This window comes from Streptomyces sp. NPDC098789, from assembly GCF_044759975.1.
Lineage (GTDB): Bacteria > Actinomycetota > Actinomycetes > Streptomycetales > Streptomycetaceae > Streptomyces.
In genome coordinates, this window is sequence record NZ_JBIWAJ010000006.1 from 85,119 (window position 1) to 110,327 (window position 25,209).

Sequence of the window (25,209 nt, forward strand, 5' to 3'; positions counted from 1 at the left end):
GTCCTCGGGCGTCAGCGCCCGCGGCGCTCCTCCGGGCCGGTCAGACCGGCCCGGCGCAGGGCGTCGGCCATCGCGCTGTTGGCCGGCGCCGGAGCGCTCTTGCCGGCGCTCTGGCCGCCGCCCGCGCCTCCGCGGGCGCCGGACGCGCCCCGGGCGCCGCCGGCCGCGCCGCCGCCGTTGCCGCTCCTGCCCGCGCCGCCTCCGTTGCCGCCTCCGTTGCCGGCGCCGGCACCCTTGCCCGCGCCGCCGCGGCCCTGACCGCCTTGACCGCCCTGGCCGCTCTGGCCGCTCTGGCCGCCGCCGCGCTGCTGCGGCGGGCGCCCGCCGGAACTCCGCTCGCCGCGCTCCTGGCGGGGCCGCGGGGCGCCCGCCGCGCGGTCCGCCCCTTCGTCCTCCAGCCGCAGGGTGAGCGAGATCCGCTTGCGCGGGATGTCCACGTCCATGACCTTCACCCGGACGATGTCACCCGGCTTGACCACGTCGCGGGGATCCTTGACGAAGGTCTTCGAGAGCGCCGAGACGTGCGCCAGGCCGTCCTGGTGGACGCCGATGTCGATGAACGCGCCGAAGGCCGCCACGTTGGTGACCACGCCCTCCAGGATCATCCCGGGGGCCAGGTCGCCGATCTTCTCCACGCCCTCCTTGAAGGTGGCCGTCTTGAAGGCGGGTCGCGGGTCGCGGCCCGGCTTCTCCAGCTCGCGCAGGATGTCCGAGACGGTCGGCAGGCCGAAGGCCTCCGTGACGAAGTCCGCGGGGCGCAGGGAGCGCAGTACGGCGGTGTTGCCGATCAGCGCGGCCACCTGGCCGCCCGCCGTCTTGCCCATCGCCCGGACCACCGGGTAGGCCTCGGGGTGCACGCTGGAGGAGTCCAGCGGGTCCTCCCCGTCGCGGATCCGCAGGAAGCCGGCGCACTGCTCGTACGCCTTGGGGCCGAGCCGGGCCACGTCCTTGAGCGCCTTGCGGCTGCGGAAGGGGCCGTTGGCGTCGCGGTGGGCCACGATGTTCTCGGCGAGGCCGCCGCTGATGCCCGAGACCCGGGAGAGCAGGGGCGCGGAGGCGGTGTTGACGTCCACGCCGACGCCGTTCACGCAGTCCTCGACGACCGCGTCGAGGGAGCGGGAGAGCTTCACCTCGGACAGGTCGTGCTGGTACTGACCGACGCCGATCGACTTCGGGTCGATCTTCACCAGTTCGGCGAGCGGGTCCTGCAGCCGGCGGGCGATGGAGACGGCCCCGCGCAACGACACGTCCATGTCCGGGAGTTCCTGCGAGGCGAAGGCGGAGGCCGAGTACACGGAGGCGCCCGCCTCCGAGACCATCACCTTGGTCAGGTTCAGTTCGGGGTGCCGGGCGATCAGGTCACCGGCGAGCTTGTCGGTCTCGCGCGAGGCGGTCCCGTTGCCGATGGCGACGAGGTCGACCGCGTGCTCGCGGGCGAGCCGGGCGAGCTTCGCGAGGGAGTCGTCCCACTTGTTGGCCGGCACGTGCGGGTAGATCACCTCGGTCGCCACGACCTTGCCGGTGGCGTCCACGACGGCGACCTTCACGCCGGTGCGGAAGCCCGGGTCCAGGCCCAGCGTGGCGCGGGTACCGGCGGGCGCCGCGAGCAGCAGGTCGCGCAGGTTGGACGCGAAGACGCGGACCGCCTCGTCCTCGGCGGCCTGGCGCAGCCGGGTGCGCAGGTCGAGCCCCAGGTGCACCTGGATCTTGGTGCGCCAGGCCCAACGGACGCAGTCGGCGAGCCACTTGTCCCCGGGGCGACCGCGGTCGGCGACGCCGAAACGGCGGGCGACCATGCCCTCGTAGGTCGAGGGGCCGGGGGTCGCCGTGTCGTCGCGGTCCTCGGGCTCCAGGGTGAGGTCGAGGACGTCCTCCTTCTCGCCGCGCAGCATGGCGAGGACGCGGTGCGAGGGCAGCGCGGTGAGGGGCTCGGCGAAGTCGAAGTAGTCGGCGAACTTGGCGCCCGCCTCCTCCTGACCGTCGCGCACCTTGGCGGCCATCCGGCCCCGGGTCCACATCCGTTCGCGCAGCTCGCCGATCAGGTCGGCGTCCTCGGCGAACCGCTCGGTCAGGATGGCGCGGGCGCCTTCGAGCGCGGCGGCCGGGTCGGCGACGCCCTTGTCGGCGTCGACGAACGCGGCGGCCGCGGCGACCGGATCCACCGAGGGGTCGGCGAGCAGCCCCGTGGCGAGCGGCTCCAGGCCCGCCTCGCGGGCGATCTGCGCCTTGGTGCGGCGCTTGGGCTTGAAGGGCAGGTAGATGTCCTCCAGCCGGGCCTTGGTGTCGGCCGCGTTGATCATGGCCGACAGGGCGTCGTCGAGCTTGCCCTGCTCCCGCACGGACTCCAGGATCGCGGCGCGGCGGTCCTCCAGCTCGCGCAGGTACCGCAGCCGCTCCTCCAGGGTGCGCAGCTGGGCGTCGTCGAGCAGCTCGGTCGCTTCCTTGCGGTAGCGCGCGATGAACGGCACGGTGGAGCCGCCGTCGAGCAGCTCGACGGCGGCCTTGACCTGCCGCTCCCGTACGCCGAGTTCCTCGGCGATCCTGCCTTCGATGGACGTCGTCACGTTCCGGTCCCGCCTTCGTCTGCACTGCCGCACTGCACTGGAAGCTGCCAATTGTGGCAGGTGGCGGTGACGGAGGTCGGGAACCCTGCCGATCGAGCGGCGGGGCCGGGCCGTTCGCCGGCTGCCTCAGCCCTTGCCGGTGAGGTCGGCCGGGAAGGCGCCGGCGCGGATGGCCCGGACGACGAGGGCGCCGCCCAGCTCGTGCAGACGGGCCAGGCCGGCCGCGCCGAGGTGCTCGTACGGGGCCGCGTCGAGCCGGTCGGTGTCCGCCTCCAGCCGCTCGCGCAGCGCCGCACCGGCCTCGGTCAGCTCGTGGTCGGTGTCGAGGAGCCCGCGCTCGCGCAGCCGGTCCGCGGCCGCCGCCAGGTCGGCCGTGGTCCAGCCGCGGGTGGCCCGCAACCACTTCGAGGTCATGCCGTGCCCGGTGGCGTTGTGGCTGACCAGGGCCTCGACGGGATCGAGTCCGGCGATCAGCAGGGCGGCGAGGTGACCGTCACCGCGGTGCTCGCGCAGCAGGGTGGTCGCGTGCCACAGGCGCAGGTGCGGGGCCTCGGGGACCGGCAGGTCGGCGTGGGCGGAGTAGAGCGGGCGCCCGTGCCGGGTGCACCCCTCGGTGGCGCGCATCGCCAGGTCGGCCGCCTCGGCCAGCTCCGCGGAGGCCAGGACCTCGGCGCCGAGCAGCCGGGTGAGGGTCGCGTCGACGGCCCGCAGCCGGGCGGCGATGACCTGCTCGGGGTCCGCCTTCTGCCACACCGCGGGGAAGAACTGGGCGAGGTGGGCGTGGCTGTAGTTGTAGAAGGTCGCGGCCACCGTGCCGGGGCCGACCGCGCCCAGGGCGGCGCTGCGGGTGCTCAGGGGCGCGGCCGGGCCCTCGATGCCGAGGAGGGCCAGTTCCCCGGCGAGATCCGGCGAGAAGTAGATGGTGGCGTGCAGCGGATTGACGGCAGCGTGCCAACAGCGGCGCGCGGCGAAGGGCGGGAGGGTGGAGAGCGTCATGCCCAGCACCCTACCGACTGATTGGTATGTACAACAGGGTCGCCGGAGGCTGCCCGCCTGCCCGCCCACCGGGCCTGCGCGAGGCCGGCGCGAGGCCTGCGCCCGCGACCGCGACCGCGAGATCCGGCCGTTCTTCCCCGGCCATCGGCCCCGCCCCACCTGGCCGGGGGCCGTCCGGATGGCGTGGTGTGACGTCCGAATGGCGATCGTGTGACAGCAGGGGCCATGGACATGACGTGGGGCGCAGGGGTGAATACGGTCGAACACACAAGCCTTGATCCGAGCTGAACACTGCTCAGGAGAACCGTCTCCCCTACCCCTTGGAGTCCTTCGTGCGACGCAAAGTCATCGCCCCGAGCGTGCTCGCCGCCTCCCTGCTGCTGGTGATCCCGGCGTCGGCGGCGACCGCCGTTCCGGGCGCCCCGGGTATCGGCGATCCCTATTACCCGGCCAGCGGCAACGGTGGATACGACGTCTCGCACTACGACTTGAGACTCCAGTACCAGCCCAAGACCGACCTCCTGGAGGGCACGGCGACCCTCCTGACCACCGCCAAGCAGGACCTCTCGCGCTTCAACCTGGACTTCGGCCTCCAGGTGAGCGAGATCCGGGTCAACGGCGTCAAGGCCAAGTTCGCCAAGACCGGCACCCAGGAGCTGGAGGTGACCCCCGCGACCGCGCTGCAGAAGAACAAGCAGGCCTCGGTGGTCGTCAAGTACGCGGGCAAGCCTTCGGAGTTCAAGGTCGACGGCTGGTCGGCCTGGGCCCGCACCCCGGACGGCGCGGTCGCGGCCCAGGAGCCGGACTCGGCCATCTGGTGGTTCCCGAGCAATGACCACCCGCTGGACAAGGCGACGTTCGACGTGTCGATCAACGTCCCGGACGGGCTCCAGGCCATCAGCAACGGCGTGCTCCAGTCGCAGAGTTCGAAGCTCGGCTGGACCCGCTACAACTGGCGCTCCAACAAGCCCCAGGCCACCTACCTGGCCACCCTCGCCATCGGCAAGTTCGACATCACCACCGACAAGACCGCGAGCGGGCTGCCGGTGCTGAACGCCTACAGCGTGGACCTGGGGGACAACGCGGGCGCGGCGCGGGCGAGCGTCGAGCGGACGACCGAGGTCGCCGAGTGGCTGGAGGGGGTCTTCGGCCCGTACCCCTTCAACGCGCTGGGCGGCTACGTGCCGAACGTGCCCAGCGGCTTCGCGCTGGAGACCCAGACCCGCCCCTTCTACAGCCCGCGCCAGTTCGCGAACGGGGCCAACGTCCAGGTCGTCGTGCACGAGCTGGCCCACCAGTGGTACGGCGACAGCGTCTCGGTCGACGGCTGGAAGGACATCTGGATCAACGAGGGCTTCGCCCGCTACAGCCAGTGGCTGTGGTCGGAGAAGGAGGGCGAGGGGACCGCCCAGGAGCTGGCTGACTGGACGTACTCGACCCGGCCCGCCGAGGACCCGTTCTGGCAGGTCAAGCCCGGTGACCCGGGCGCCGACAAGCAGTTCGACGCGGCCGTCTACGACCGCGGCGCGATCGCGATCCAGGCGTTGCGCAACGAGGTCGGCGACGAGAAGTTCTTCAAGATCCTCAAGGGCTGGCCGACCGAGCGCGCCTACGGCAACGCCAAGGTGGGCGACTTCGTCCGCTATGCCGAGCGGGTCTCCGGCAAGCCGCTGGCGAACCTCTTCGAGACCTGGCTGTACACCCCGGGCAAGCCCGCCTTCTCCGCCCCGGCGGCGAAGACCAAGGCGCCGGGCGCGACGGGTCGCTCGCTCGCGGCCCCGGCGCCCGCCGCGGCCCCGCAGGCGGAGCCGAAGTCCTGGAAGAAGATCGCCGCGACGAACAACGTCCACGACACCGAGCAGGGCCTGACTCAGGGGCACGGCCACGGCCGCTGAGCCCACCCGGCCGCTCGCCCGGCCGCTCCAGCGACCGCTCCCCCGGTCGCCGTACGGCCCCGCGCGCCGTCGCCCCTCAGTGGGCGGCGGCGCGCCACCGTGCCCGGGCCTCCCGGGCCACGGGCAGGTACCGCAGCCGCTCGGGCAGCAGCGGTACGACGGTCCGCACGACCGCGCTGAAGCGGCGCAGCCTGCGCTCCTGGGCCGGGGTCCACTCCAGCCCGATGGCCGCCCGTGCCTCCGGCGGCATGTAGCCGACGGTGGCGAAGGCGCGGAAGCGCAGGAACAGGGTGCGCAGCAGCGGCCAGGCGAGCCGGGTGAGGACCCGTACCGGCAGCGGCCCGCCCGTGGGGCGGGGCAGTGGCACGTCGGTGGCGACCAGTTCGCGGGCCACCGGGGTGGACTCGATCTCCTCGGCCAGCATCCGGTGGTAGTGCGGCCAGTACTCCTCGATGGTCGCCGGCATGTCCCGGTCGTGGATGCCGAGGATCCGGCCGACCTGGAGCCACTCGGCGTACAGGGCCCGCTCCTGGGCGGGGGTGAACGCGCGGAAGAGGTAGCGGGCGGCGTAGAGGTAGACCGGGAAGCCGGAGGCGTGCACCCACGAGTAGCAGGCCGGGTCGAGGGCGTGGTAGCGCCGCCCCCGGGTGTCCGTGCCCCGGATCTCCTTGTGCAGCCGCCGCACCCGGCGCCCCTCCTCCGCCGCCCCTTCGCCGCCGTACACCCACAGCTGGACGGAGCGGATCGAGCGCTCCCCGCGCCCCCAGGGGTCGCTGCGGAAGACGGAGTACTCGTCCACGCCCGCGCCGATCGCCGGGTGGGCGACCTGCATCGTGAAGGCGGGCGGCAGCATCAGCAGCGCGCGCACGTCTCCGGCGATGGTCCACAGCACCCCGCCGGGCGGCGGCGGAGCGATGTGACCACTGGTGTCGGAGTGACTTCCGGTGCTCTTGGATCGCGTGGGACTCATGGCACAAGTATGCGAGCGCAAGAAGTCCGTCCCCCCGTCGGAAAGTCTTGTCCTGGGTGTTACCCAGAGGTAACTGCAGATGATGTGATGGCGCAGCCGATCTTCCCCCCGCAGGAATGATGGAGTCCTCATGCTGCCCAGCACGCCCCGCCGCACCCGTCGCGCCAAGGCCGCCGCCACGGCCGTCGGCGCCCTCACGGCCGTCGCGCTCGCCGTCACCGCCGCCCCGGCAGCCTCGGCCGTAGAGTCCGCTCAGTCCGCGCAGGCCGCGCCGCCGCGCCTCAACGTACTGACGTACAACACCTTCCTGATGAGCACCAACCTCTACCCCAACTGGGGCCAGGACATCCGGGCCCGCGAGATCCCGAAGGCGTCCTTCTTCCAGGGGCACGACGTGGTCGTCCTCCAGGAGGCCTTCGACAACACCGCCTCGGACGGCCTCAAGGCCAACGCCGCCGCGCAGTACCCCTACCAGACCCCGGTGGTCGGCCGCAGCAAGGACGGCTGGGACGCGACGAGCGGCGCGTACTCCTCCACCACCCCGGAGGACGGCGGGATCACGATCCTCAGCAAGTGGCCGGTACTGCGCAAGGAGCAGTACATCTACAAGGACGCGTGCGGCGCCGACTGGTGGTCCAACAAGGGCTTCGCGTACGTCGTCCTGAACGTGAACGGCACCAAGGTGCACGTGGTGGGCACCCACGCGCAGTCCACCGACTCGGGCTGCAAGGCGGGCGAGGCGGCCCAGATGCGCAGCCGCCAGTTCAAGAACATCGACGCCTTCCTGGACGCCAAGAACATCCCGGCGGGCGAACAGGTCATCGTCACGGGCGACATGAACGTCGACTCGCGCAGCCCGGAGTACGCCTCCATGCTCGCGGACGCGGACCTGGCCGGCGCCGACTCGCGCACGGGCCACCCGTACTCCTTCGACACGGCCACCAACTCGATCGCGAACTACCGCTACCCGACCGACCCGCGCGAGGACCTCGACTACGTCCTCTACCGCAAGGGCAACGCCCGCCCGGCCAACTGGAACAACAACGTGGTCAAGGAGCAGTCCGCGCCCTGGACCGTCTCCAGCTGGGGCACCTCCTACACCTACACCAACCTCTCCGACCACTACCCCCTGATCGGCTCGTAGCCGACCGGCGGCCCGCCCCCTGCCACCTGCCCCTGCGGGCGGCAGGGGGCGCTTTCGTACGTCCGGGCCGCAGGGCTACGGGCGGTGCTCGTCGACCGCGTCCAATGCGGCCGCCCAAGGGTACGGACGCTTCTCCCCCGGCGCGTTCGGCTCGAATCCGTCGGGCCCGAACAGCACGCTCACCCCGGCTCCGCGCAGGGTCTCCAGCGACGGCCGGAACTGCGGGTGCTGGGCGTAGGCGCTGTTGACGCACGGCATCGCCGTCAACGGGATCCCCTTGCCGATGGCCTCCGCGACGAACCCGACCAACCACGTTCCGGTGATCCCGAGCGCCCAGGAGTTGATGGTGTTCATCGTGGCCGGGGCGACGAGCACCGCGTCCGCCGGCGGCCACACGTCCGGCCGCCCGGGCCGCTTGTACCGCGAACGCACCGGGTGTCCGGTCAAGGCGGCCAGCACGTCGAGGCTCTCCTCCAGCCACTCGGCGGCCGTCGGCGTCAACCCGAGGCAGACGTCCCAGCCGCGGGCCTGCGCCTCCTCGACCACGCCGGCGATCTCGAAGACGGGCGGGGCCGCCGAGCAGAGCAGGTACAGGGTCCTCGTCGTCATGACCCCCGAGCCTATGCAATCACCCCCGGTTCGTGCGGAGTCGGCGGCGATCAGCGACCCGGCGCGCCGTACGCCGGTACCGTCCTTGGTGACGATTCCAGGACGGAGAACGAGCGTGCCTCTACCCGACGACGGCCACACCGGGTCCCGCATCCGGGAACAGCGGCGCCTCGCCCGGCTCACGCAGCGCGAGTTGGCCGACCGGATCTCGTACAGCCTCAGCCTCCTGAACCAGGTCGAGTGCGGAGCCCGTGCCGCGACTCCCGGGTTCGTGGCGGCTGTGGCTCGCGCACTGCGGGTCGACGCGTCCAAGCTGACAGGTCCCCCCGCACTACCCGCCGACCGGCTCCTCGCCCTGGTCGCCCCGATCCGGGAAGCGCTGGACCGGTTCGACCTCGGGCCGAACCCCGACCTCGCCCACGTCCGTCCGACACCGGACCTGCTCGTCGGCGCGGACAGCCTGTGCCAGCAGGTACGGGCCACCCACCTCCGTGCCGCCGCGCTGTCCCTGCCCGCGCTGATCGTCGAGCTGACGCACACGGTCTGGACGGCGCCGTCCACCAGTGCGTGGCAGGGTCTGGCCTCTGCGTACCGGACCGCCCACGACATCGCCTCGAAGCTGGACCACCCGGACCTCGCACGCATCGCCCTGGACCGGATGGCCTGGGCCGCGGGTCGGGCCTCGAACCCGTGTGTCGAGGCCGTGCAGCGGTACAAGCGGGCGACCCTGTGGCGGGGCGCCACCTCGGCGCCGCTGATCACCTCGGGGCAGGCGCTCCTCGCAGGGGAGACCAGCCGGGAGGCGCTCGCGGTCACCGGTCAGCTCCACCTCGGCCTCGCGACCGTGGCTGCGAAGCACGGGGACGCGGGCTCCGTACGGACCCACCTGGCTGCCGCGCGGGAGATGGCCGACCGCGTCGGCGGCGAAGCCGGTGACGTGCACTGGCTGTCCTTCGGACGGGTCAATGTGCGGCTGCACGAGCTGGGTACCGCGATCGCCATGAACGACTTCGACGAGGCCCTCGGCCAAGCCCGCGCCATCAGGCTGCCGGCCTCGACGCTGACCTCGCGCCGGGCCCGTTACCTCGTCGACCGCGCCTTGGTCGAGATGGAGGCGGGCTCGCCGAAGACGTCGCTCGTCTATCTCGCCGAGGCCAGGAAGGTGGCTCCCGAGCAGACCCGACATCTGCCCGGGACCCGCGCCACGATCCGCGGACTGGGACACCTGTCGCGACGAGCGCCGGACGGCTTGGGCGGCATGGCGCGCTGGGTCGGGCTGTAGCACTCACAGATCCGTGAGCATTCGCGTCCCTCCACGCCGCCACCCTTGGGTCACCACCCGCTGATGACGGTAGGGAGACCCGGGATGGAAGTGCGCGAGGGCAGGCCGGACGAGATCTACGGGCACGTCGACCACCCCTTCCTGCGTCAGCAGGTCCGTGATCCGAGGACGCTGCGCGAGGGCGAACTGATGGCCGTCGTCGAGGAGTTCGTCGGCACGGTCGCCGGTGGGCGGACGTACAGGCGGACCGCGTACGTGCGCGGGGCCGACGGCCTGGAGTTCACCGCGGCCCCGGACACACTGGAGCGGCGGTGAGCACGCGGGCGGCGGCCGTCGGCCAGATCTGCGTGGTCTGCGACCGCCCCATCACGGCCGGCGGGCACGAGTTCATCCGCCACTCGGCCTCCGGCGCCCGGCCCTCCAGCTGGGCCCACGACATCCGGGACCCGTCGTGCAAGCCCCTGCGCGCGGACGGGCGGTGACGACCGTAGCGTCCGCCCCCCTCAGCCCCTCAGGCCCTCGGCGAACGTGCGCGCCGCGGCCAGGTCCGAGGGGTTCGGGCGCTGCTTGTTGAGGCCGCCGACCAGGGCGAAGGGCGCCCACGTGTCGAACGCCCGGCACCCGAAGGTGGCCTCCACCGCGAAGCCCCGGGCTTCGAGCAGCCGGGTCACGGGGCGGGCGTAGGAGGCCCACGGCGCCTCGGGGAGACCGCTGGTGGCGAACACGAACGCACGTCCCCGCCCGGCGGGAAGCGCCTCGACGAAGTCGATCAGGCTGCGGTGGAGCCTGCCGTAGAAGACGCCCGAGCCGAATCCCACGAGGTCGGCCTCGGCCAGCCGCGCCGGGTCGGCCTGCTCGGGCGACACGACCTCGGCGCCCAACACCCCGGCCATGACGTCGGCGACGCGACGCGTATTGCCGTGCGACACGGAGGCGCACACGATGATGGTCTTCATCCTCACGTTCCCTTCTCTCGTTTCTCGCTCCTGTGGACAAGACAGCGCAGCCCCCTCGGATCTGACACCGTCCCGGCACGACCGCGCTCACATCGCGCGCGAGGAGTGAGTACGGTCTGGTCATGCAGAACTTGGGGCTGGAGCAGCGGGGGCACGTCCTCCTCATAGCGGGAGGTCCCGCGGTGCACCGCAGGACCGTGCAGGTGGCGCCGAGTGCCAATCTGGCCGCGCTGGGGGTGGTGCCCGCCTCGGCGCTGCTGAACAGCGGGGTGTCCAGTGACACCACCTACCTCGACGGGGCCCGGGATCCGAACCTGGTCCTGACCCGGCTGCGCACGGCCGCGGCCACCCGGGGCCCGCTGCTCGTCTACCTGTCGGGCCGGTTGACGGTGGACCGCCGCAGTCGCCGGCTGCACCTGGCCCTGGCCACCACGACCGCCGGATCCGTGCGCTACACCGCGCTGCCCTGGGAGTGGCTGGCCGCCGAACTCCGGGACAGACCCGCCAGGTCGACCACGGTGCTCCTCGATCTGGTCGCGGACAAGACGGCCTGGCCGCTGCTCCAGGAGTACGGGAGCCTGCCCGTCACCCCGTCGGCCGAGGTCTACGGAGTCGTGTCCCCGCCCGGCTTCGCCGGTAGCGGCAACACCGTGAGCGGTTACACCCGTTGCTGGATCGACCAGCTCGCGAGCAGTCCGGGCCGCCCGGCCAACCTCCAGCTGCACGCGCTCGCCCTGGGCGCGGCGGCGCTGCCACCGGGCACCGTGGTCCTGCCGACCGCCCGTGAACTCGCCGCGCCGACCTCGGCATCGGTAGCGGCGTCAGTACCGGTACAGCCGTCCGCCCCCGCCGCTCCCGAAGCCCCGGGCCCGACGGCGACCGCGACCGCGATCACGCCCACCCCCACCCCCACGCCCACACTCACGGATCCGCGGCCGCACATCCACGCCCTGGCGACCGCCGGCCGGCACACCGAGGCCGCGGCGCTCGCCCAGGCGTGGGAGGAGCACGTCGTCCAGCAGACGGGGCCCGGATCGCCGGAGGCCACCCGCTGGCTGGAGATCCGCGCCGACCTGGCCAGGATGGCGGGGACCTTCGGGACCGCGACCCGCCTGTGGACCAGTGCCGGGCTGATCCGGCTGGCCCGCCAGTCCCCCGACGCGCCGGAGGTGCACGCCGCGGCGGCGGGCGCCCTGTACTGCTGGACGCAGCTCAGGGACCAGGGGACGGCCCTCGACACCGCCCCCGAACTGATCAGATTCCTGCGCGCGCTACGGTCCTTCGACTCCCGGCACATCGAAATGGCCCAGCAGCGCCTGGAGTTCCTGCACCGCGCGCCGAGCCGGAGCTGATCCCCCGGGGGCGGTGACCCGGCTCCTCGGGCTACGGAGCCCCGTGTGGCTCCGCGTAGAGGCCCTCGATCAGCGCCCCGTACTTCTCCCGCACGACGCGGCGGCGCAGTTTCAGGGAGGGGGTCAGCTCCCCCGACTCCGGGCCCCACTCCTCGGTGAGCAGCCGGTAGCGCTTGATCTGCTCCGTACGGTTGAGCCGCGCGTTGGCGGCCTCGACGGCGCGCGCGATCTCCCGCGCGATCTCCGGGTGTCCGGCCAGCTCGGCGATGGTGGTGGCCGCGATGCCGCGGGCGGCGGCCCAGGCGGGGGCCAGCTCCGCGTCGAGCACGAGCAGCGCGACCAGGTAGGAGCGGCCGTCGCCGTGCACCAGGGCCTGGCCGATCAGCGGGTGCTCCTTGACGGTGTTCTCCACCAGGGCGGGCGAGACGTTCTTGCCGTTCGAGGTGATGATCAGTTCCTTCTTGCGGTCGGTCAGCCAGAGGAACCCGTCCTCGTCGATCCGGCCGATGTCCCCGGTCGGGAACCACCCCTCGGCGTCGCTCGCGCTGTCCACCGTCCCGTCCGGGCGCAGGTAGCCGCTGAAGACGGTGGCGCCGCGGGTGAGGATCTCCCCGTCCTCGGCGATCCGCAGTTCCAGCCCCTCGATGGGTCGGCCGACCGAGCCGAGCCGGAAGCCGTCGGCGCTGTTGACGGTGCACACGCCGGAGGTCTCGGTGAGCCCCCAGGCGTCCATGATGGTGATGCCCCAGCCCGCCCAGAAGCGGACCACGTCCAGCGGCATCGGCGCGGTGGCGCTGGCCGTCCAGACCAGCCGGTCGAGCCCGGCCATGACCAGCAGCGGATCCAGCACGCGCTCCTTGGCCAGGGCGTAGGCCGCCTCGACGGCGGGCGGGACGGCCTCGCCGCGCTCGTGGTGGCCCGCGCGGGCCCGGGCGATGTCGTTGGCGGCCTCGATGGCGCTCCGCTGCTCCTGCGGCAGCCCGGCGAGCACCGCCCGTACGGACGCGGCGAGCTTCTCCCAGACCCGGGGCACGCCGAAGAACTGCACCGGGTGCAGTTCGCGCACCGCCCCCGCGACGGCGGTGGGATCGGCGCACAGCCGTACGTGGGCGGCGCGCAGCAGCGGCAGGTAGATGCCCAGGACCCGCTCGGCGATGTGCGCGAAGGGCAGGTAGCAGATGTGCTCGGCGTGCTCGGGCAGCTCGACGTGGCGGTCGAGGCGGACGGTCTGGAGCATCAGGTTGCGGTGGCTGAGCCGGACCCCCTTGGGGTCACCGGTGGTCCCCGAGGTGTAGACGACGGTCAGCGGGTCCTCGGGGCGGGCCTCGCGCCAGCCCTTCTCGAAGGCGTCGGAGCGGAAGGTCCGGGCGCCGCCGGCGAACAGCGAGCCGTACGTCCGGTGCGCGCCGGCGTCGGCGGCCTCGGCCACCACGAGCCGTTCCAGGGGGACCTCCGGGTCCGCGAGCAGCGGCTCCCAGCGGGCGAGTTCCCGGGCCCCTTCGACAACGGCGAGGCGGGCCCGGCTGTGCCGGGCGATGTGGGCGATCTGTTCGGGTGCGGAGGTCCCGTAGACGGTGACGGGGACCGCGCCGAGGTGGACGAGGGCGAGGTCGCTGAGCCAGTGCTCGGGGCGGTTGCCCATCATCATCAGGACGTGGTCGCCGCGCTCGACGCCCAGGGCCGCGTAGCCGGCGGCGAGGACGCCCACCTTGCGGCGCGCCTCGGACCAGCTGAGGGTGGTCCAGCCGGGGCCCTCGCGCCAGGAGAGGGCGGGGAGGTCACCGTGGTCGGTGGCGTTGCGGGCGAGCAGCGCGGGCAGGGTGATCCCGTCGGGGCTCGTGGGCAGTCGCAGGTTCGTCGTCATGGGCAGCTCCTGGCCGTTTCACATCGTTGGTGCGACAGCAATACTGTTGAACACGAACGGGCCGAACGTGAGCCGAATGCAACGTGCTGATCAGAGAGCGAGGCGCAGACCATGACCACCCAGGCGCCCGAGCCCACGCTCACCGTCGATGAGCTGGCGTCCCGGGCGGGCGTGACCGTCCGCACCGTACGTTTCTACAGCACGCGCGGGCTTTTGCCCCCTCCCGCGATCGGACCGCGGCGGGTGGGCCACTACGGCCCGGATCACCTCTACCGGCTGGCCCTGATCGAGGAGTTGCAGCACCAGGGCATGACCCTGTCGGCGATCGAGCGCTACCTCGACGCGCTCCCGGACGACCTCAGCGCGCACGATCTGGCGATCCACCGCGCGCTGGTGGCGACCTGGGCCCCCGACACGGCGCTGGAGTCCTCGCGCGAGGAGCTGGAGAAGCGGGTGGGGCGGCCCCTGTCGGACTCCGACGTCCAGCGGCTGACCGCCATGAACGTGCTGGCGCCGACGCCGGACGGGGACGCCTTCCGGGTGGATCCGGGGCTGTTGCGGCTCGGGGTCGCGCTGCTCGACGTACCGATCGCCCACGAGACGATCATGACGGCGCGGACCGTGCTGATGGAGCACGCGCGGACCGCGGCGCACGAGCTGACCGCGCTGTTCCGGGACGAGGTCTGGGGGCCCTTCACCCAGGGCGAGAGCGATCCGGAGCGGGTCGAGGCCATGAAGTCGCTGTCCGCGCACATGCAACCGATGGTGGTCCAGGCCCTGGTGACGGCGTTCCAGCGCTCGCTCAAGGACGAGTTGCGGGCGGCGTTCACCGCGCCCGAGTGACCGGCGGGACGGGGTGGGCCGGGTGCGGGGGCGCCGCCGCGGCGGGGTAGCTTTCCTGCCATGGCGATCATCCACAGGACCACGATGGACCCCGGCAAGCTGGAGCTCCTCGCCGCATGGCTGCCGGAGCGACCCTGGTACACCGCGAGCGGGCGGCCCCCGGAGCTGCTCCGGTCGGGCGGTTTCCGGCTCGACGATCCGCAGGGCGAGGTGGGCATCGAGTTCATGGCGGTCACCGACGCCTCGGGCGGGCGCCCGATCTCCTACCACGTGCCGGTCACCTACCGCGGGGCGCCGCTCGAAGGGGCCGGGGCGGGCCTGATCGGCACCTCCGAGCACGGGGTGCTCGGGCTGCGCTGGGTGTACGACGGCGCGCACGACCCGGTGTGCGTGGCCCGGCTGCTCGACCTGTTCCAGGGCCGCGCGCAGGCGCAGCACCAGAGCCTCAGCGACGTCCCCGAGCCGGCCGTGAGCACGCGCTACGACGGCCCGGAGATCGCGGACTTCCCGCTCTCGCAGGCCCCGGAGGTCACCGAGGACGCCGGGGGCACCCGGGTGCTGCTGCCCGGCGGCGCGCGGCTCGGGCTGACGCGCGTGCTGCGCGAGAACGCCGACCCGTCCGGGGTGGTGGCCGAGTGGACCGCCCCGGACGGCGTCGCACACCGCGGCACCTTCGCCTCGCTGGACCTCACCGGAGCCTGAGCCCCGTCGCCCCGACGGTCGAAGTGGACCGTCGGGGCGCCCGGCGCGGTGGGCCGGCGTAGGCGGTCAGTCGGTGAAGGTCTCCCCGCGCTCGGCCTTCTCGACGAGGAGCGCGGGCGGGGCGAACCGCTCGCCGTAGGCCGCGGCCAGCTCGCGCGCGCGGGCCACGAAGCCGGGCAGGGCGCCCTCGTACCCGTTGATGTACTGGATCACGCCGCCGGTCCAGGCCGGGAAGCCGATGCCCATGATCGAGCCGATGTTGGCGTCGGCGACCGAGGTCAGCACGCCCTCCTCGAAGAGCCGGACGGTGTCGATGGCCTCGGAGAAGAGCATCCGCTCCTGCATGTCGACGAAGGGGATCTCCGTGCCCGGCTTCGTGAAGTGCTCGCGCAGGCCCGGCCAGATGCCGGCCCGCTTGCCCGCCTCGTCGTAGTCGTAGAAGCCCGCGCCACCGCTGCGGCCGGGGCGGCCGAACTCGTCCACCATCCGGTCGATGACGGTGTCCGCGGGGTGCGTCGCCCAGCTGCGCCCGGCCTCCTCGAAGGCCTTGCGGGTCTCGTTGCGGATCTTGCGGGGCAGGGTCAGGGTCAGCTCGTCCATCAGGGAGAGCACCTTGGCGGGGTAGCCGGCCTGGGCGGCCGCCTGCTCCACGGAGGCCGGCTCGATGCCCTCGCCGACCATCGCGACGCCCTCGTTGATGAACTGGCCGATCACCCGCGAGGTGAAGAAACCGCGCGAGTCGTTGACCACGATCGGGGTCTTGTTGATCTGGCGGACCAGGTCGAAGGCGCGGGCCAGGGCCTCGTCCCCGGTGCGCTCGCCCTTGATGATCTCGACCAGCGGCATCTTGTCCACGGGCGAGAAGAAGTGCAGCCCGATGAAGTCGACGGGGCGCGAAACCCCTTCGGCCAGGCCCGTGATGGGCAGGGTGGAGGTGTTGGAGCAGAGCAGCGCGTCGGGCTCGATGACGTCCTGGATCTCCTGGAACACCTTGTGCTTGAGGGAGGTGTCCTCGAAGACCGCCTCGATCACGGCGTCGCAGCCGGCCAGGTCGGCGGGGTCGGCCGTGGGGGTGATCCGGGCGAGCAGTTCGGCGCGCTTGGCCTCGGTGGTGCGGCCCCGGGAGAGCGCCTTGTCCAGCAGCTTCTCGGAGTACGCCTTGCCCTTGGCGGCGGACTCGGCGGTGACGTCCTTGAGGACGACCTCGATGCCCGCGCGGGCGCAGGAGTACGCGATGCCCGCGCCCATCATGCCCGCGCCGAGGACGGCCACCTTGCGGACCTTGCGCGGCGCGACGCCCTGGGGGCGGCTGGCACCGGAGTTGACGGCCTGGAGGTCGAAGAAGAACGCCTGGATCATGTTCTTGGCGGTCTGCCCGGTGACCAGCTCGGTGAAGTAGCGGGCCTCGATCGTCAGCGCGGTCTCGAAGTCGACCTGGGAGCCCTCGACGGCGCAGGCCAGGATGTTGCGCGGGGCCGGGTACGGGGCCCCGTTCAGCTGCTTCTTCAAGTTGGCCGGGAACGCCGGGAGGTTCGCGGCGAACTTCGGGTGGGACGGCGTACCGCCCGGGATCCGGTAGCCGGGGACGTCCCAGGGCTGCTGCGAGGCCGGGTTGGCGTCGATGAAGGCGCGGGCCTTCTCCAGCATCTCCTCGCGGGTGGTGGCCAGTTCGTGGACCAAGCCGTTGTCCAGGGCGCGCTGCGGGGGGTACTGGGTGCCCTGGAGCAGCACCTTGAGGAGCGCATCGGTGATGCCCATGAGGCGCACGGTGCGGGTGACGCCACCACCCGCGGGGAGCAGGCCCAGGGTGACCTCGGGCAGGCCGATCTTGGAACCGGGGGCGTCGAGGGCGATGCGGTGGTGGCAGGCGAGCGCGATCTCGTAACCGCCGCCGAGGGCAGCGCCGTTGATGGCGGCGACCACGGGCTTGCCGAGGGTCTCGATCCGGCGCAGGGAGCTCTTGATCGCGGTACCGGTGTCGAAGGCGAGCTGCGCGTCCTCGGGGCGGAGCCGGATCATCTCCTTGAGGTCGCCGCCCGCGAAGAAGGTCTTCTTGGCGGAGGTGAAGACGATGCCCCGGATGGAGTCCCGCTCGGCCTCGGCGCGGTCGGCGACGGCCGCGATGGAGTCCTTGAAGGCCTGGTTCATCGTGTTGGCGGACTGGTTGGGGTCGTCGAGGATCAGGGTGACGACGCCGCTCTCGTCCTGTTCCCAGCGGATCGTGGTGGACTCGCTCATTTTCGCTACTTCCGTGTGAGAAAGGGGGTGTGCCGGGGACGGGGACGGTCAGAGGCGCTCGACGACGGTGGCGACGCCCATGCCGCCGCCGACGCAGAGGGTGACGAGCCCGTAGCGCTTGTCCTGGCGCTCCAGCTCGTCGATGACGGTGCCGAGGATCATCGCGCCGGTCGCGCCGAGGGGGTGGCCGAGCGCGATGGCGCCGCCGTTGACGTTGACCTTGTCGAGGGAGACGCCCATGTCCGCGACGAAGCGCAGGACGACGCCCGCGAAGGCCTCGTTGATCTCGATGAGGTCGATGTCGTCGATGGTCAGTCCGGCCTTGGCGAGGGCCTTGCGGGTGGCCGGGGCGGGACCGGTGAGCATGATGGTCGGCTCGGAACCGGAGACGGCGGCCGAGACGATCCGGGCGCGCGGCGCGAGCCCGTTGCGCTCCCCCGCCTCGCGGGAGCCGATCGCGACGAGCGAGGCGCCGTCGACGATGCCGGAGGAGTTGCCCGCGTGGTGGACGTGGTCGATCTTCTCGACCCAGTGGTACTTCTGCAGGGCGACGGCGTCGAAGCCGCCGAGCTCGCCGATGTCCGCGAAGGACGGCTTGAGCCGCGCGAGGCTGTCGGCGGTGGTGCCGGGGCGGACGAACTCGTCGTGGTCCAGGACGACCAGGCCGTTGCGGTCGGTGACCGGGACCACGGACTTGGCGAAGCGGCCGTCCTTGATGGCCGCGGCGGCGCGCTCCTGGGAGAGCGCGGCGTACTCGTCGACGTCGCGCCGGGAGAAGCCGCCGAGGGTGGCGATCAGGTCGGCGCCGATGCCCTGCGGGACGAAGTTGGTGTCCCAGTTGGTCATCGGGTCGTTGAACCAGGCGCCGCCGTCGGAGGCCATCGGGACGCGGGACATCGACTCGACGCCGCCGGCGAGCACCAGGTCCTCCCAGCCCGAACGGACCTTGGCCGCGGCCAGGTTGACCGCTTCCAGCCCGGAGGCACAGAAGCGGTTCTCCTGTAGGCCGGCCACGGTGTCCGGCAGCCCCGCGGCGATCGCCGCGATCCGCGCGATGTCCGAGCCCTGGTCGCCGACGGGGCCCACGACCCCGAGCACGATGTCGTCGATGGTCGCCGGGTCCAGGCCGGGGTTGCGCTCGCGCAGCGCGTGGATGAGGCCCACGACGAGGTCGATCGGCTTGGTGCCGTGCAGGGCCCCGTTGGCCTTGCCGCGGCCGCGCGGGGTGCGGATCGCGTCGTACACGTACGCTTCGGTGCTCACTGGTCAAGCCTTTCGAGGAAGGTGGGCCGGGGGGAGGCGGGCCCGAGGGGAAGGGGCCCGGTGAGGGGCCTGTGCGAAGGGGCCGGGCGAAGGGGCCGGGGTGGTGCGTCAGCCGAGCAGGGAACGGCCGATGATCTCCTTCATGATCTCGGTCGTGCCGCCGTAGATGGTCTGGATGCGGCCGTCCACGAACGCCCGCGCGACCCGGTACTCGCTCATGTATCCGTATCCGCCGTGCAGTTGCAGACAGCGGTCGGCTACCCGCTTCTGGAGTTCGGTCGCCCACCACTTGGCCATCGAGGCGTGGACGGCGTCCAACTCCCCGTTCGCGTGGTCGACGATGCACCGGTCGAGGAAGGTGCGGGTGACGGCGCACTCGGTCGCCATCTCCGCGATCTCGAAGCGGATGTGCTGGAGCTTGGCGAGCGGCCGGCCGAAGGCCTCGCGCTCCTTGACGTAGGCGGTGGTGATCTCCAGCAGGTGTTCGGCGGCGGCGATGCCGGCCATCGCGATGCCCATCCGCTCCTGGGCGAGGTTGGTCATCAGGTGGACGAAGGCGCCGTTCAGCTCGCCGAGCAGGTTCTCCTTGGGGACGCGCACGTCGTGGAAGAAGAGCTCCGCGGTGTCCTGCGCCTTCTGGCCGATCTTGTCGAGGTTGCGGCCGCGCTCGAAGCCCTCGGCGCCGCGCTCCACCACCAGCAGGGACAGGCCGTGCGCCCCGCCCTCGGGGGTGGTCCTCGCGACGACGATCACGAGGTCGGCCAGGATCCCGTTGGAGATGAAGGTCTTGGAACCGTTCAGCACCCAGTGGTCGCCGTGGTCCTCGGCGTGGGTGCGGATGCCCTGGAGGTCCGAGCCCGCGCCCGGTTCGGTCATCGCGATGGCCGTGATGGTCTCGCCCGAGCAGAAGCCGGGCAGCCAGCGGCGCTTCTGCTCGTCGGTGGCCAACGAGGTCAGGTACGGCCCGATGATGTCGTTGTGCAGGCCGATGGCCAGTCCGGCGGCGCCCGCCCGGGTGAACTCCTCGGCGATGACCGCCGCGTAGCGGAAGTCGGCGTTGCCGCCGCCGCCGAACTCCTCGGGCACCGCGAGGCCCAGCAGCCCCTGGCGTCCCGCGGCCCGCCAGGCCTCGCGGCTGACGATGCCCTCCTTCTCCCACTGCTCGTAGTGCGGCAGCACCTCCTTGGCGAGGAAGGTGCGCACGCTCTCGCGGAACGTCTCGTGCTCGGGCTCGAAGATCCGGCGCTTCACGGGTTCTCAGTCCTCCAGCGGGTACAGGGCCGGGACGTCCCAGTCGCGGGCCACGGATTCGGTGTGCGCGCCCGGCAGGGCGGGGCCACCGCGCACGGCGGCGGGGGTGGCGGAGAAACGGGGTGCGGGGGCCGGCTGGGTGATCCCGCCGAAGTCGGTGAAGGTGCCGCGGGCGGCGAGGTGCGGGTGCGCCGGGGCCTCGCGCAGCGACAGCACCGGGGCCACGCAGGCGTCCGTCCCGTCGAACACCTCGGTCCACTCCTGCCGGGTCCGGGTCCTGAAGCGGGCGGCGACGGCCTCCCGCAGCTCGCCCCAGCGGGCCAGGTCCTTGCGGGCGGGTGCCTGGTCCTCGATGCCGAGCAGGTCGACGAAGGCGTCGTAGAACTGCTGCTCCAGCGCCCCCACCGCCATGTAGCCGCCGTCGGAGGTCTCGTACGTCCCGTAGAAGGGGCAGCCGCCGTCGAGCAGGTTGGCCCCGCGCCGGTCCTGCCAGCCTCCGGCCGCCATCATCCCGTGGATCATCGACGTGAGGTGCGCGGTGCCGTCGACGATGGCCGCGTCGACGACCTGACCGGTGCCGGTGGTGCGCGCGTGCTGGAGGGCGGCGAGGACGCCGATGACCAGGTAGAGCGAGCCGCCCGCGTAGTCGCCGACCAGGTTGGCGGGGACCGCGGGCGGCCCGTCCGGGTCGCCGATCATGCCGAGGGCGCCGGTGACCGCGATGTAGGCGATGTCGTGGCCGGCGCTGTGGGCGAGGGGGCCCTCCTGGCCCCAGCCGGTCATCCGGCCGTAGACCAGCCGGGGGTTGCGGGCGTGGCACTCGACCGGGCCGACGCCGAGCCGCTCGGCGACCCCGGGGCGGAACCCCTCGATGAGCACGTCGGCCCGCTGGACCAGGTCCAGGACGCGGGCGGGGCCGTCGGCGGACTTGAGGTCCAGCAGGACCGAGCGCTTGTTGCGGTTGGTGATGTCGTAGGCGGGATCGACGGCCAGGCCGCCCCCGCCGGGCCGGTCCACCCGGACGACGTCCGCTCCGAGATCGGCGAGGAGCATGGCGGCGAACGGTCCCGGGCCGATGCCCGCCAGCTCGACGACGCGCACTCCGGCCAGCGGGCCGTTCCCTGTCACTGCCATCGAGCCCCCAGCATCCGTGGTACCCCTGTGTGACACAACTGATGTAACACCAGTGATGCTAGGAACGGGCACGGCTCAGCACAACCCCCTGGAGCGGTCGACCGAGCAAGCGCTTAGCCGCTCGCGCTCCCCCTACCCGTCTACCCCTCGGCGCCCGCGCCGTCAGCGGCCCCCGAGCGTTCGTCGAGCGCCTTCACGTGCCGCTTGAGGGCCACGGTCCGGTAGCTCTCCTCCACCCATTCGCAGACCACCTCGGCGCCCGGCGATCCCTGCTGCCCCAGCGGTACGGTGACCCAGCCCGAGCGGCCCAGCCCGTAGCCGGTGGGCGCGGCGCCCGGCGCCGTCATCGCGTGGGCGTGCAGCGCCTCGTCCTTGAGCTTGATCGAGAGGGCCGGCGGCTCGGGGCCGTCGGCATTGCCCAGGAAGGCGAAGACCTTGCCGTTGACCTTCGCCACGGCGCGCTCCGGATCCCAGGGATGGTCCTCCCGCGCCTCCGGCAGCCCGAGGGCGAACTCCCGCACCGCTTCCCACGTGCGTACCGCAGCCTTCATCGACGCCTCCCCTTCACCGCAGGTCCCACCTGCTCGCACGGACAGTCGAACCCCACGCTAGCCTCGGCGACCAGCAGCAGTCGGGAGGAGCGGTGATGAACAGCCGGAACAGCCGGAACAGCGATCAGAACGCGCCAGAACAGCCGGAGCAGCGGGAGCCGCAGGACCACCGGACCGGGCGCGCCTACGACCTCGTGCTCTTCGGAGCCACCGGCTTCGTGGGCGCCCTGACCGCCGAGTACCTCGCCGCGCACGCGCCGGCCGGGTGCCGGTGGGCGCTCGCGGGACGGGACCCCGCCAAACTCGAACGGCTCCGCGAGCGGCTCACCGCCCTCGACCCCCGCTGCGCGGAGCTGCCGCTGCTGCGCGCGGACGCCGCCGATCCGCGGGCGGTGCGGGAACTCGCCGCCGCCACGCGGGTGCTGGCCACCACGGTGGGCCCGTACGTGCACCACGGCGCGGAGCTGGTCGCCGCCTGCGCCGAGAGCGGTACCGACTACCTGGACCTCACCGGGGAGCCGGAGTTCGTGGACCGGATGTACGTCGAGCACGACGCGCGGGCCCGGGAGAGCGGCGCCCGGATCGTGCACGCCTGCGGTTTCGACTCCGTCCCGGCGGACCTCGGCGCGTACTTCACCGTCCGTCAGCTGCCCGAGGGCGTACCGCTGACCGTGGACGGGTTCCTGCGCTCGCACGCCTCCTTCTCCGGCGGCACGCTGGCCTCGGCGCTCGGCGCCTTCGGGCGCGGGCCGCAGACACTGGCCGCCGCGCGGGAGCGCCGGCTGCACGAGCCGCGGACGCTGGGCCGCCGGGCGCGGGGGCCGGTCGGGGCGCCCCGCTACAGCCGGGAGACCGGCACCTGGGCGCTGCCGCTGCCCACGCTCGACCCGCGGGTGGTGGCCCGCTCGGCCGCCGCCCTGGAGCGCTACGGTCCGGACTTCCGCTACCGGCACTACGCCTCCGTACGGCACCTGCCGATCGCGGCGGCCGGTGCGGGAGCGGTCGGGGCCACGGTCGCACTGGCCCAGATCCCGGCCGTGCGGCGGTGGCTCGGCGGGCTGTGGGAGCCGGGGCGCGGGCCGGACGCCGAGCGCAGGGCGCGCAGTTGGTTCACGGTCCGCTTCGTGGGCGAGGGCGGCGGACGGCGGGTGTTCACGGAGGTCTCGGGCGGCGACCCCGGCTACGGGGAGACGGCGAAGATGCTCGGGGAGTCCGCCCTGTCCCTGGCGTACGACCGGCTCCCGGCGACCTCCGGGCAGGTGACCACGGCGGTCGCGATGGGCGACGCGCTGCTGGAACGGCTCCAGAAGGCGGGGATCCGCTTCCGGGTGGTGGACGAGCGCGCGGTGTGATCCCCCCGCGCGGGCGGGCGCGGTCGGGCGGCCCCTGGCGCGCGCCCGGGTCGCCTCAGCCGGCCTCGCGCAGGGCCCGGCGGCAGAGGGAGTCGGCGTGCCGGGTGGTCTCGGGGATCCGGAAGCGCGGGCTCAGGGCCAGGGTGTGCGCGGCCGCGTTGTCGAGGGAGACCCGGTGGCCCACGGAGACGTACACCGGCTTGATCCCGTCCTGCGTGCGCAGCGCCCGGCCGACCACGGAGCCGTCGGCGGCGCGGAGGGGGGAGGAGTCCCCCCTCCTGGCGCCCGGTTCCTCGTAGGTGAAGGTGAATGGATTCTTCGCGACGCCGATGGTCGCCAGTCCCGTGACCACGCCGAGGTGGCAGGCGAGCCCGAAGCCGCGCGGGTGTGCGAGCCCGTAGCCGTCGCAGACGACCAGCCCGGGGGGCGAGGTCAGCGCGTCCAAGGCGGCCAGGACGGTGGGCAGTTCCCGGAAGGCGAGCAGACCCGGGACGTACGGGAAGCTCACGTGCCCCACGGCGGTCGCCTCCTCGACGACCTCCAGCGTGCGCGCGTCGAGGACGACGGCCGCGGCGGCCACCAGGTCGCGCTCGTCGTCGTAGGCCACGTCGACACCGGTCACCAGGCCCTGCCCGACCGGCGGTCCGGCCTCGGTGAGCACGACCTGGTGGCGCAGTCGGTCCTGTATCGCCCGGGCCTCGGCCTCGTCCGCAGGGGTCTTCACACTCGTCATGAGGTGCGAGAGTAGCCTGGCGATCATGTTCGTAATGGAGTTGAGCTACACCGCGCCCGTCGAGGCCGTCGAAGAGCACATGGACGCGCACATCGCGTGGTTGGGCGGCTACTACGCCTCGGGCGTCTTCCTCGCCTCGGGCCGCAAAGTGCCGCGCGACGGCGGTGTGATCCTGGCGGGCGGGGTCTCCCGGGCCGAGATCGAGAAGATCGCCGCCGAGGACCCCTTCACGGTGGCGGGCGTCTGCGCCTACCGGATCACCGAGTTCATCGCGACCAGGACCTCGGCCGACCTGGCCGCGGTCCGCGAGGCTCCGCTCGCGTAGGACCTCTCGTCCCCGCGCGTGCGGAGCCTCGCCGTCCACGCCCTACTCGCGGTCGCCCGGTTCCAACCGGGCGACCCGGCCCTTCTCCCCCGCCGCCCAGCACGCGAGGTCCGCGGTGCAGTCGACGGTGTCGAAGGAACCCGTGGCCAGCGGCCGCCAGCTGCGGCCCGCGTCGAGCGTGACGTCCGTACCCGTCGGCCCGACCGCCAGGGCCACGGTCGCCGTGTACGGGACCCAGGCCACCCCGGAGCGGTAGGCGGGCGGCGGTGAGCCGGCCGGCCGCCAGGTGCGGCCCGCGTCGGCGGAGAGCGCCCCGGCCCGCGGGGACGCCTCGCCGGTGCGGTAGTCGCCGCCCACCGCGAGGCCGTGCCCGCGGTCGCGGAAGGCGAGCCCGAAGACCCCCTTGGCGGGGTCGCCCGCCGGCACGGTGGAATCGGCCGCGCGCCAGGTCAGCCCGCGGTCGGCCGAGTGCAGGACGCGCGCGTTCGCGCCGCCGCCGGTGGCCAGCCAGACGTCGGCCGGACCCGCGCTGACCAGGCACTGCCCGCTCGCGGCGAACCCGGCCTCGCCGGGCAGCGCGTCCGGCATCCCGGTGTTCGGGAGCACCCGCCAGCTGCGGCCGCCGTCCGCCGTGGACAGGATCCGGAACTTCCCGTCCACCGGGTCGCTCACCGCCAGCCCGTGCGCGGGGTCGAAGAAGGTCAGGCAGTCGTAGAAGGCGCGCGGGTCGGGGTTGCGGAAGGTCTCGGTCCAGCTGGCCCCGCCGTCCTCGGTCCGCCAGACCCGGGAATCCTGGCCCTCGCCGATGGAGAGGGCGACGGCGCGCCGCGCGTCGAAGGCCTCGATGTCGCGCAGCTCCAGGCCGGCGGCGCCGGGGGGCGAGACGTCCGCCCAGCTGCGCCCGCCGTCCACGGTGCGCAGCACCTTGCCCTGGGATCCGGACACCCAGGCCGTCGAGCGGTTCACCGCGGCCAGCCCGCGGAACCGGGCGTCCGTGGCGGTGGCCTTGAGGGACCAGTCCAGACCGGAAGGGGATCCGGACGCGAGGGCGGCCGACGGGCCAGGCGGGGCCGACGGGCCGGGTAAGGGGGTGGTCCGCGCCTGTGCGGGAGCGGCGAGCACCCTCACCAGGGCTGCCGCGCACATGCCAACTGTCAGAAGTCTCATGGCGCCGGAAGCTAACGC

The 25,209-nt window shown here is 72.9% G+C and carries 23 protein-coding genes; 10 read left to right on the forward strand and 13 right to left on the reverse strand.

What is annotated here, in order from left to right:
* Positions 1 to 11: 11 nt before the first annotated feature.
* Positions 12 to 2,564 carry a Tex family protein gene (locus tag ACIQWR_RS15000; RefSeq protein ID WP_404008712.1) on the reverse strand — a complete coding sequence of 851 codons (2,553 nt, stop codon included), beginning with the start codon at positions 2,562 to 2,564 and terminating at the stop codon, positions 12 to 14.
* A 126-nt stretch (positions 2,565 to 2,690) separates the two neighbouring features.
* Positions 2,691 to 3,560, reverse strand: a complete 870-nt coding sequence (locus ACIQWR_RS15005; protein WP_404008715.1) for a hypothetical protein — start codon at positions 3,558 to 3,560, stop codon at positions 2,691 to 2,693.
* Between the two features lie 332 nt (positions 3,561 to 3,892).
* Between ACIQWR_RS15005 and ACIQWR_RS15010 the strand changes: the two genes are divergently transcribed.
* Positions 3,893 to 5,455, forward strand: a complete 1,563-nt coding sequence (locus ACIQWR_RS15010; protein ID WP_404008718.1) for a M1 family metallopeptidase — start codon at positions 3,893 to 3,895, stop codon at positions 5,453 to 5,455.
* Positions 5,456 to 5,531: 76 nt separating this feature from the next.
* Here the strand turns inward: ACIQWR_RS15010 and ACIQWR_RS15015 are convergent, their stop codons facing one another.
* Positions 5,532 to 6,425 carry an oxygenase MpaB family protein gene (locus tag ACIQWR_RS15015; RefSeq protein ID WP_404008719.1) on the reverse strand — a complete coding sequence of 298 codons (894 nt, stop codon included), beginning with the start codon at positions 6,423 to 6,425 and terminating at the stop codon, positions 5,532 to 5,534.
* A gap of 130 nt (positions 6,426 to 6,555) precedes the next feature.
* On the opposite strand from ACIQWR_RS15015, the gene sph reads away from it, so the two are divergent.
* Positions 6,556 to 7,569: a sphingomyelin phosphodiesterase gene (sph, locus tag ACIQWR_RS15020; RefSeq protein ID WP_404008722.1), complete on the forward strand. Its 1,014-nt coding sequence runs from the start codon at positions 6,556 to 6,558 to the stop codon at positions 7,567 to 7,569.
* A 75-nt stretch (positions 7,570 to 7,644) separates the two neighbouring features.
* Here sph and ACIQWR_RS15025 read toward each other — a convergent pair whose 3' ends face one another.
* The gene (locus ACIQWR_RS15025) at positions 7,645 to 8,178 is read right to left on the reverse strand and encodes a flavoprotein (protein ID WP_404008725.1); all 534 of its coding nucleotides are present in this window, start codon (positions 8,176 to 8,178) and stop codon (positions 7,645 to 7,647) included.
* 115 nt (positions 8,179 to 8,293) lie between these two features.
* On the opposite strand from ACIQWR_RS15025, the gene ACIQWR_RS15030 reads away from it, so the two are divergent.
* The 3 genes from ACIQWR_RS15030 (at position 8,294) to ACIQWR_RS15040 (ending at position 9,942) form a co-directional block, all read left to right on the forward strand.
* Positions 8,294 to 9,460, forward strand: a complete 1,167-nt coding sequence (locus ACIQWR_RS15030; protein ID WP_404008728.1) for a helix-turn-helix domain-containing protein — start codon at positions 8,294 to 8,296, stop codon at positions 9,458 to 9,460.
* An 84-nt stretch (positions 9,461 to 9,544) separates the two neighbouring features.
* On the forward strand, positions 9,545 to 9,775 hold the full coding sequence (locus tag ACIQWR_RS15035) for a hypothetical protein (protein ID WP_404008729.1): 231 nt from the start codon (positions 9,545 to 9,547) through the stop codon (positions 9,773 to 9,775).
* A complete protein-coding gene (locus tag ACIQWR_RS15040; RefSeq protein WP_404008731.1) occupies positions 9,772 to 9,942 on the forward strand; it encodes a hypothetical protein in 171 nt (56 codons plus the stop codon). Before ACIQWR_RS15035 ends, ACIQWR_RS15040 begins: the two co-directional genes overlap by 4 nt.
* Before the next feature lie 21 nt (positions 9,943 to 9,963).
* On the opposite strand, the gene ACIQWR_RS15045 is transcribed toward ACIQWR_RS15040, so the two are convergent.
* On the reverse strand, positions 9,964 to 10,416 hold the full coding sequence (locus tag ACIQWR_RS15045; protein ID WP_404008732.1) for a flavodoxin family protein: 453 nt from the start codon (positions 10,414 to 10,416) through the stop codon (positions 9,964 to 9,966).
* Positions 10,417 to 10,538: 122 nt separating this feature from the next.
* On the opposite strand from ACIQWR_RS15045, the gene ACIQWR_RS15050 reads away from it, so the two are divergent.
* Positions 10,539 to 11,768, forward strand: coding sequence for a hypothetical protein (locus ACIQWR_RS15050; RefSeq protein ID WP_404008735.1), 1,230 nt, complete (start codon positions 10,539 to 10,541; stop codon positions 11,766 to 11,768).
* Between the two features lie 31 nt (positions 11,769 to 11,799).
* Here the strand turns inward: ACIQWR_RS15050 and ACIQWR_RS15055 are convergent, their stop codons facing one another.
* Entirely contained in the window at positions 11,800 to 13,632 is a 1,833-nt protein-coding gene (locus tag ACIQWR_RS15055) for an AMP-dependent synthetase/ligase (protein ID WP_404008737.1), read from the reverse strand.
* A gap of 111 nt (positions 13,633 to 13,743) precedes the next feature.
* Here ACIQWR_RS15055 and ACIQWR_RS15060 point away from each other — a divergent pair, with 111 nt between their 5' ends.
* Both ACIQWR_RS15060 and ACIQWR_RS15065 read left to right on the forward strand, forming a co-directional pair.
* Positions 13,744 to 14,475 (forward strand): MerR family transcriptional regulator, encoded by a 732-nt coding sequence (locus ACIQWR_RS15060; RefSeq protein ID WP_404008740.1) that lies wholly within the window; start codon positions 13,744 to 13,746, stop codon positions 14,473 to 14,475.
* A gap of 60 nt (positions 14,476 to 14,535) precedes the next feature.
* On the forward strand, positions 14,536 to 15,177 hold the full coding sequence (locus ACIQWR_RS15065) for a 1,4-alpha-glucan branching protein (protein WP_404008742.1): 642 nt from the start codon (positions 14,536 to 14,538) through the stop codon (positions 15,175 to 15,177).
* 66 nt (positions 15,178 to 15,243) lie between these two features.
* On the opposite strand, the gene ACIQWR_RS15070 is transcribed toward ACIQWR_RS15065, so the two are convergent.
* The 5 genes from ACIQWR_RS15070 to ACIQWR_RS15090 all read right to left on the reverse strand — a co-directional run bounded on the left by ACIQWR_RS15070 (position 15,244) and on the right by ACIQWR_RS15090 (position 21,614).
* Entirely contained in the window at positions 15,244 to 17,415 is a 2,172-nt protein-coding gene (locus ACIQWR_RS15070; RefSeq protein WP_404008745.1) for a 3-hydroxyacyl-CoA dehydrogenase NAD-binding domain-containing protein, read from the reverse strand.
* A gap of 48 nt (positions 17,416 to 17,463) precedes the next feature.
* A complete protein-coding gene (locus ACIQWR_RS15075; RefSeq protein ID WP_404008748.1) occupies positions 17,464 to 18,678 on the reverse strand; it encodes an acetyl-CoA C-acetyltransferase in 1,215 nt (404 codons plus the stop codon).
* A gap of 108 nt (positions 18,679 to 18,786) precedes the next feature.
* Positions 18,787 to 19,929 (reverse strand): acyl-CoA dehydrogenase family protein, encoded by a 1,143-nt coding sequence (locus ACIQWR_RS15080; protein WP_404008751.1) that lies wholly within the window; start codon positions 19,927 to 19,929, stop codon positions 18,787 to 18,789.
* A gap of 6 nt (positions 19,930 to 19,935) precedes the next feature.
* The gene (locus tag ACIQWR_RS15085; protein WP_404008754.1) at positions 19,936 to 21,063 is read right to left on the reverse strand and encodes a CaiB/BaiF CoA transferase family protein; all 1,128 of its coding nucleotides are present in this window, start codon (positions 21,061 to 21,063) and stop codon (positions 19,936 to 19,938) included.
* A 140-nt stretch (positions 21,064 to 21,203) separates the two neighbouring features.
* Complete coding sequence (locus ACIQWR_RS15090; protein ID WP_404008757.1) at positions 21,204 to 21,614, reverse strand: MmcQ/YjbR family DNA-binding protein; 411 nt, start codon at positions 21,612 to 21,614, stop codon at positions 21,204 to 21,206.
* 95 nt (positions 21,615 to 21,709) lie between these two features.
* Between ACIQWR_RS15090 and ACIQWR_RS15095 the strand changes: the two genes are divergently transcribed.
* Complete coding sequence (locus ACIQWR_RS15095; protein WP_404008760.1) at positions 21,710 to 22,966, forward strand: saccharopine dehydrogenase family protein; 1,257 nt, start codon at positions 21,710 to 21,712, stop codon at positions 22,964 to 22,966.
* Positions 22,967 to 23,021: 55 nt separating this feature from the next.
* Here the strand turns inward: ACIQWR_RS15095 and ACIQWR_RS15100 are convergent, their stop codons facing one another.
* Positions 23,022 to 23,699 (reverse strand): endonuclease V, encoded by a 678-nt coding sequence (locus tag ACIQWR_RS15100; protein WP_399256260.1) that lies wholly within the window; start codon positions 23,697 to 23,699, stop codon positions 23,022 to 23,024.
* 25 nt (positions 23,700 to 23,724) lie between these two features.
* Between ACIQWR_RS15100 and ACIQWR_RS15105 the strand changes: the two genes are divergently transcribed.
* Positions 23,725 to 24,024 carry a YciI family protein gene (locus tag ACIQWR_RS15105; protein WP_404008763.1) on the forward strand — a complete coding sequence of 100 codons (300 nt, stop codon included), beginning with the start codon at positions 23,725 to 23,727 and terminating at the stop codon, positions 24,022 to 24,024.
* A 42-nt stretch (positions 24,025 to 24,066) separates the two neighbouring features.
* On the opposite strand, the gene ACIQWR_RS15110 is transcribed toward ACIQWR_RS15105, so the two are convergent.
* Complete coding sequence (locus tag ACIQWR_RS15110) at positions 24,067 to 25,191, reverse strand: WD40/YVTN/BNR-like repeat-containing protein (RefSeq protein WP_404008765.1); 1,125 nt, start codon at positions 25,189 to 25,191, stop codon at positions 24,067 to 24,069.
* Positions 25,192 to 25,209 lie beyond the last annotated feature (18 nt).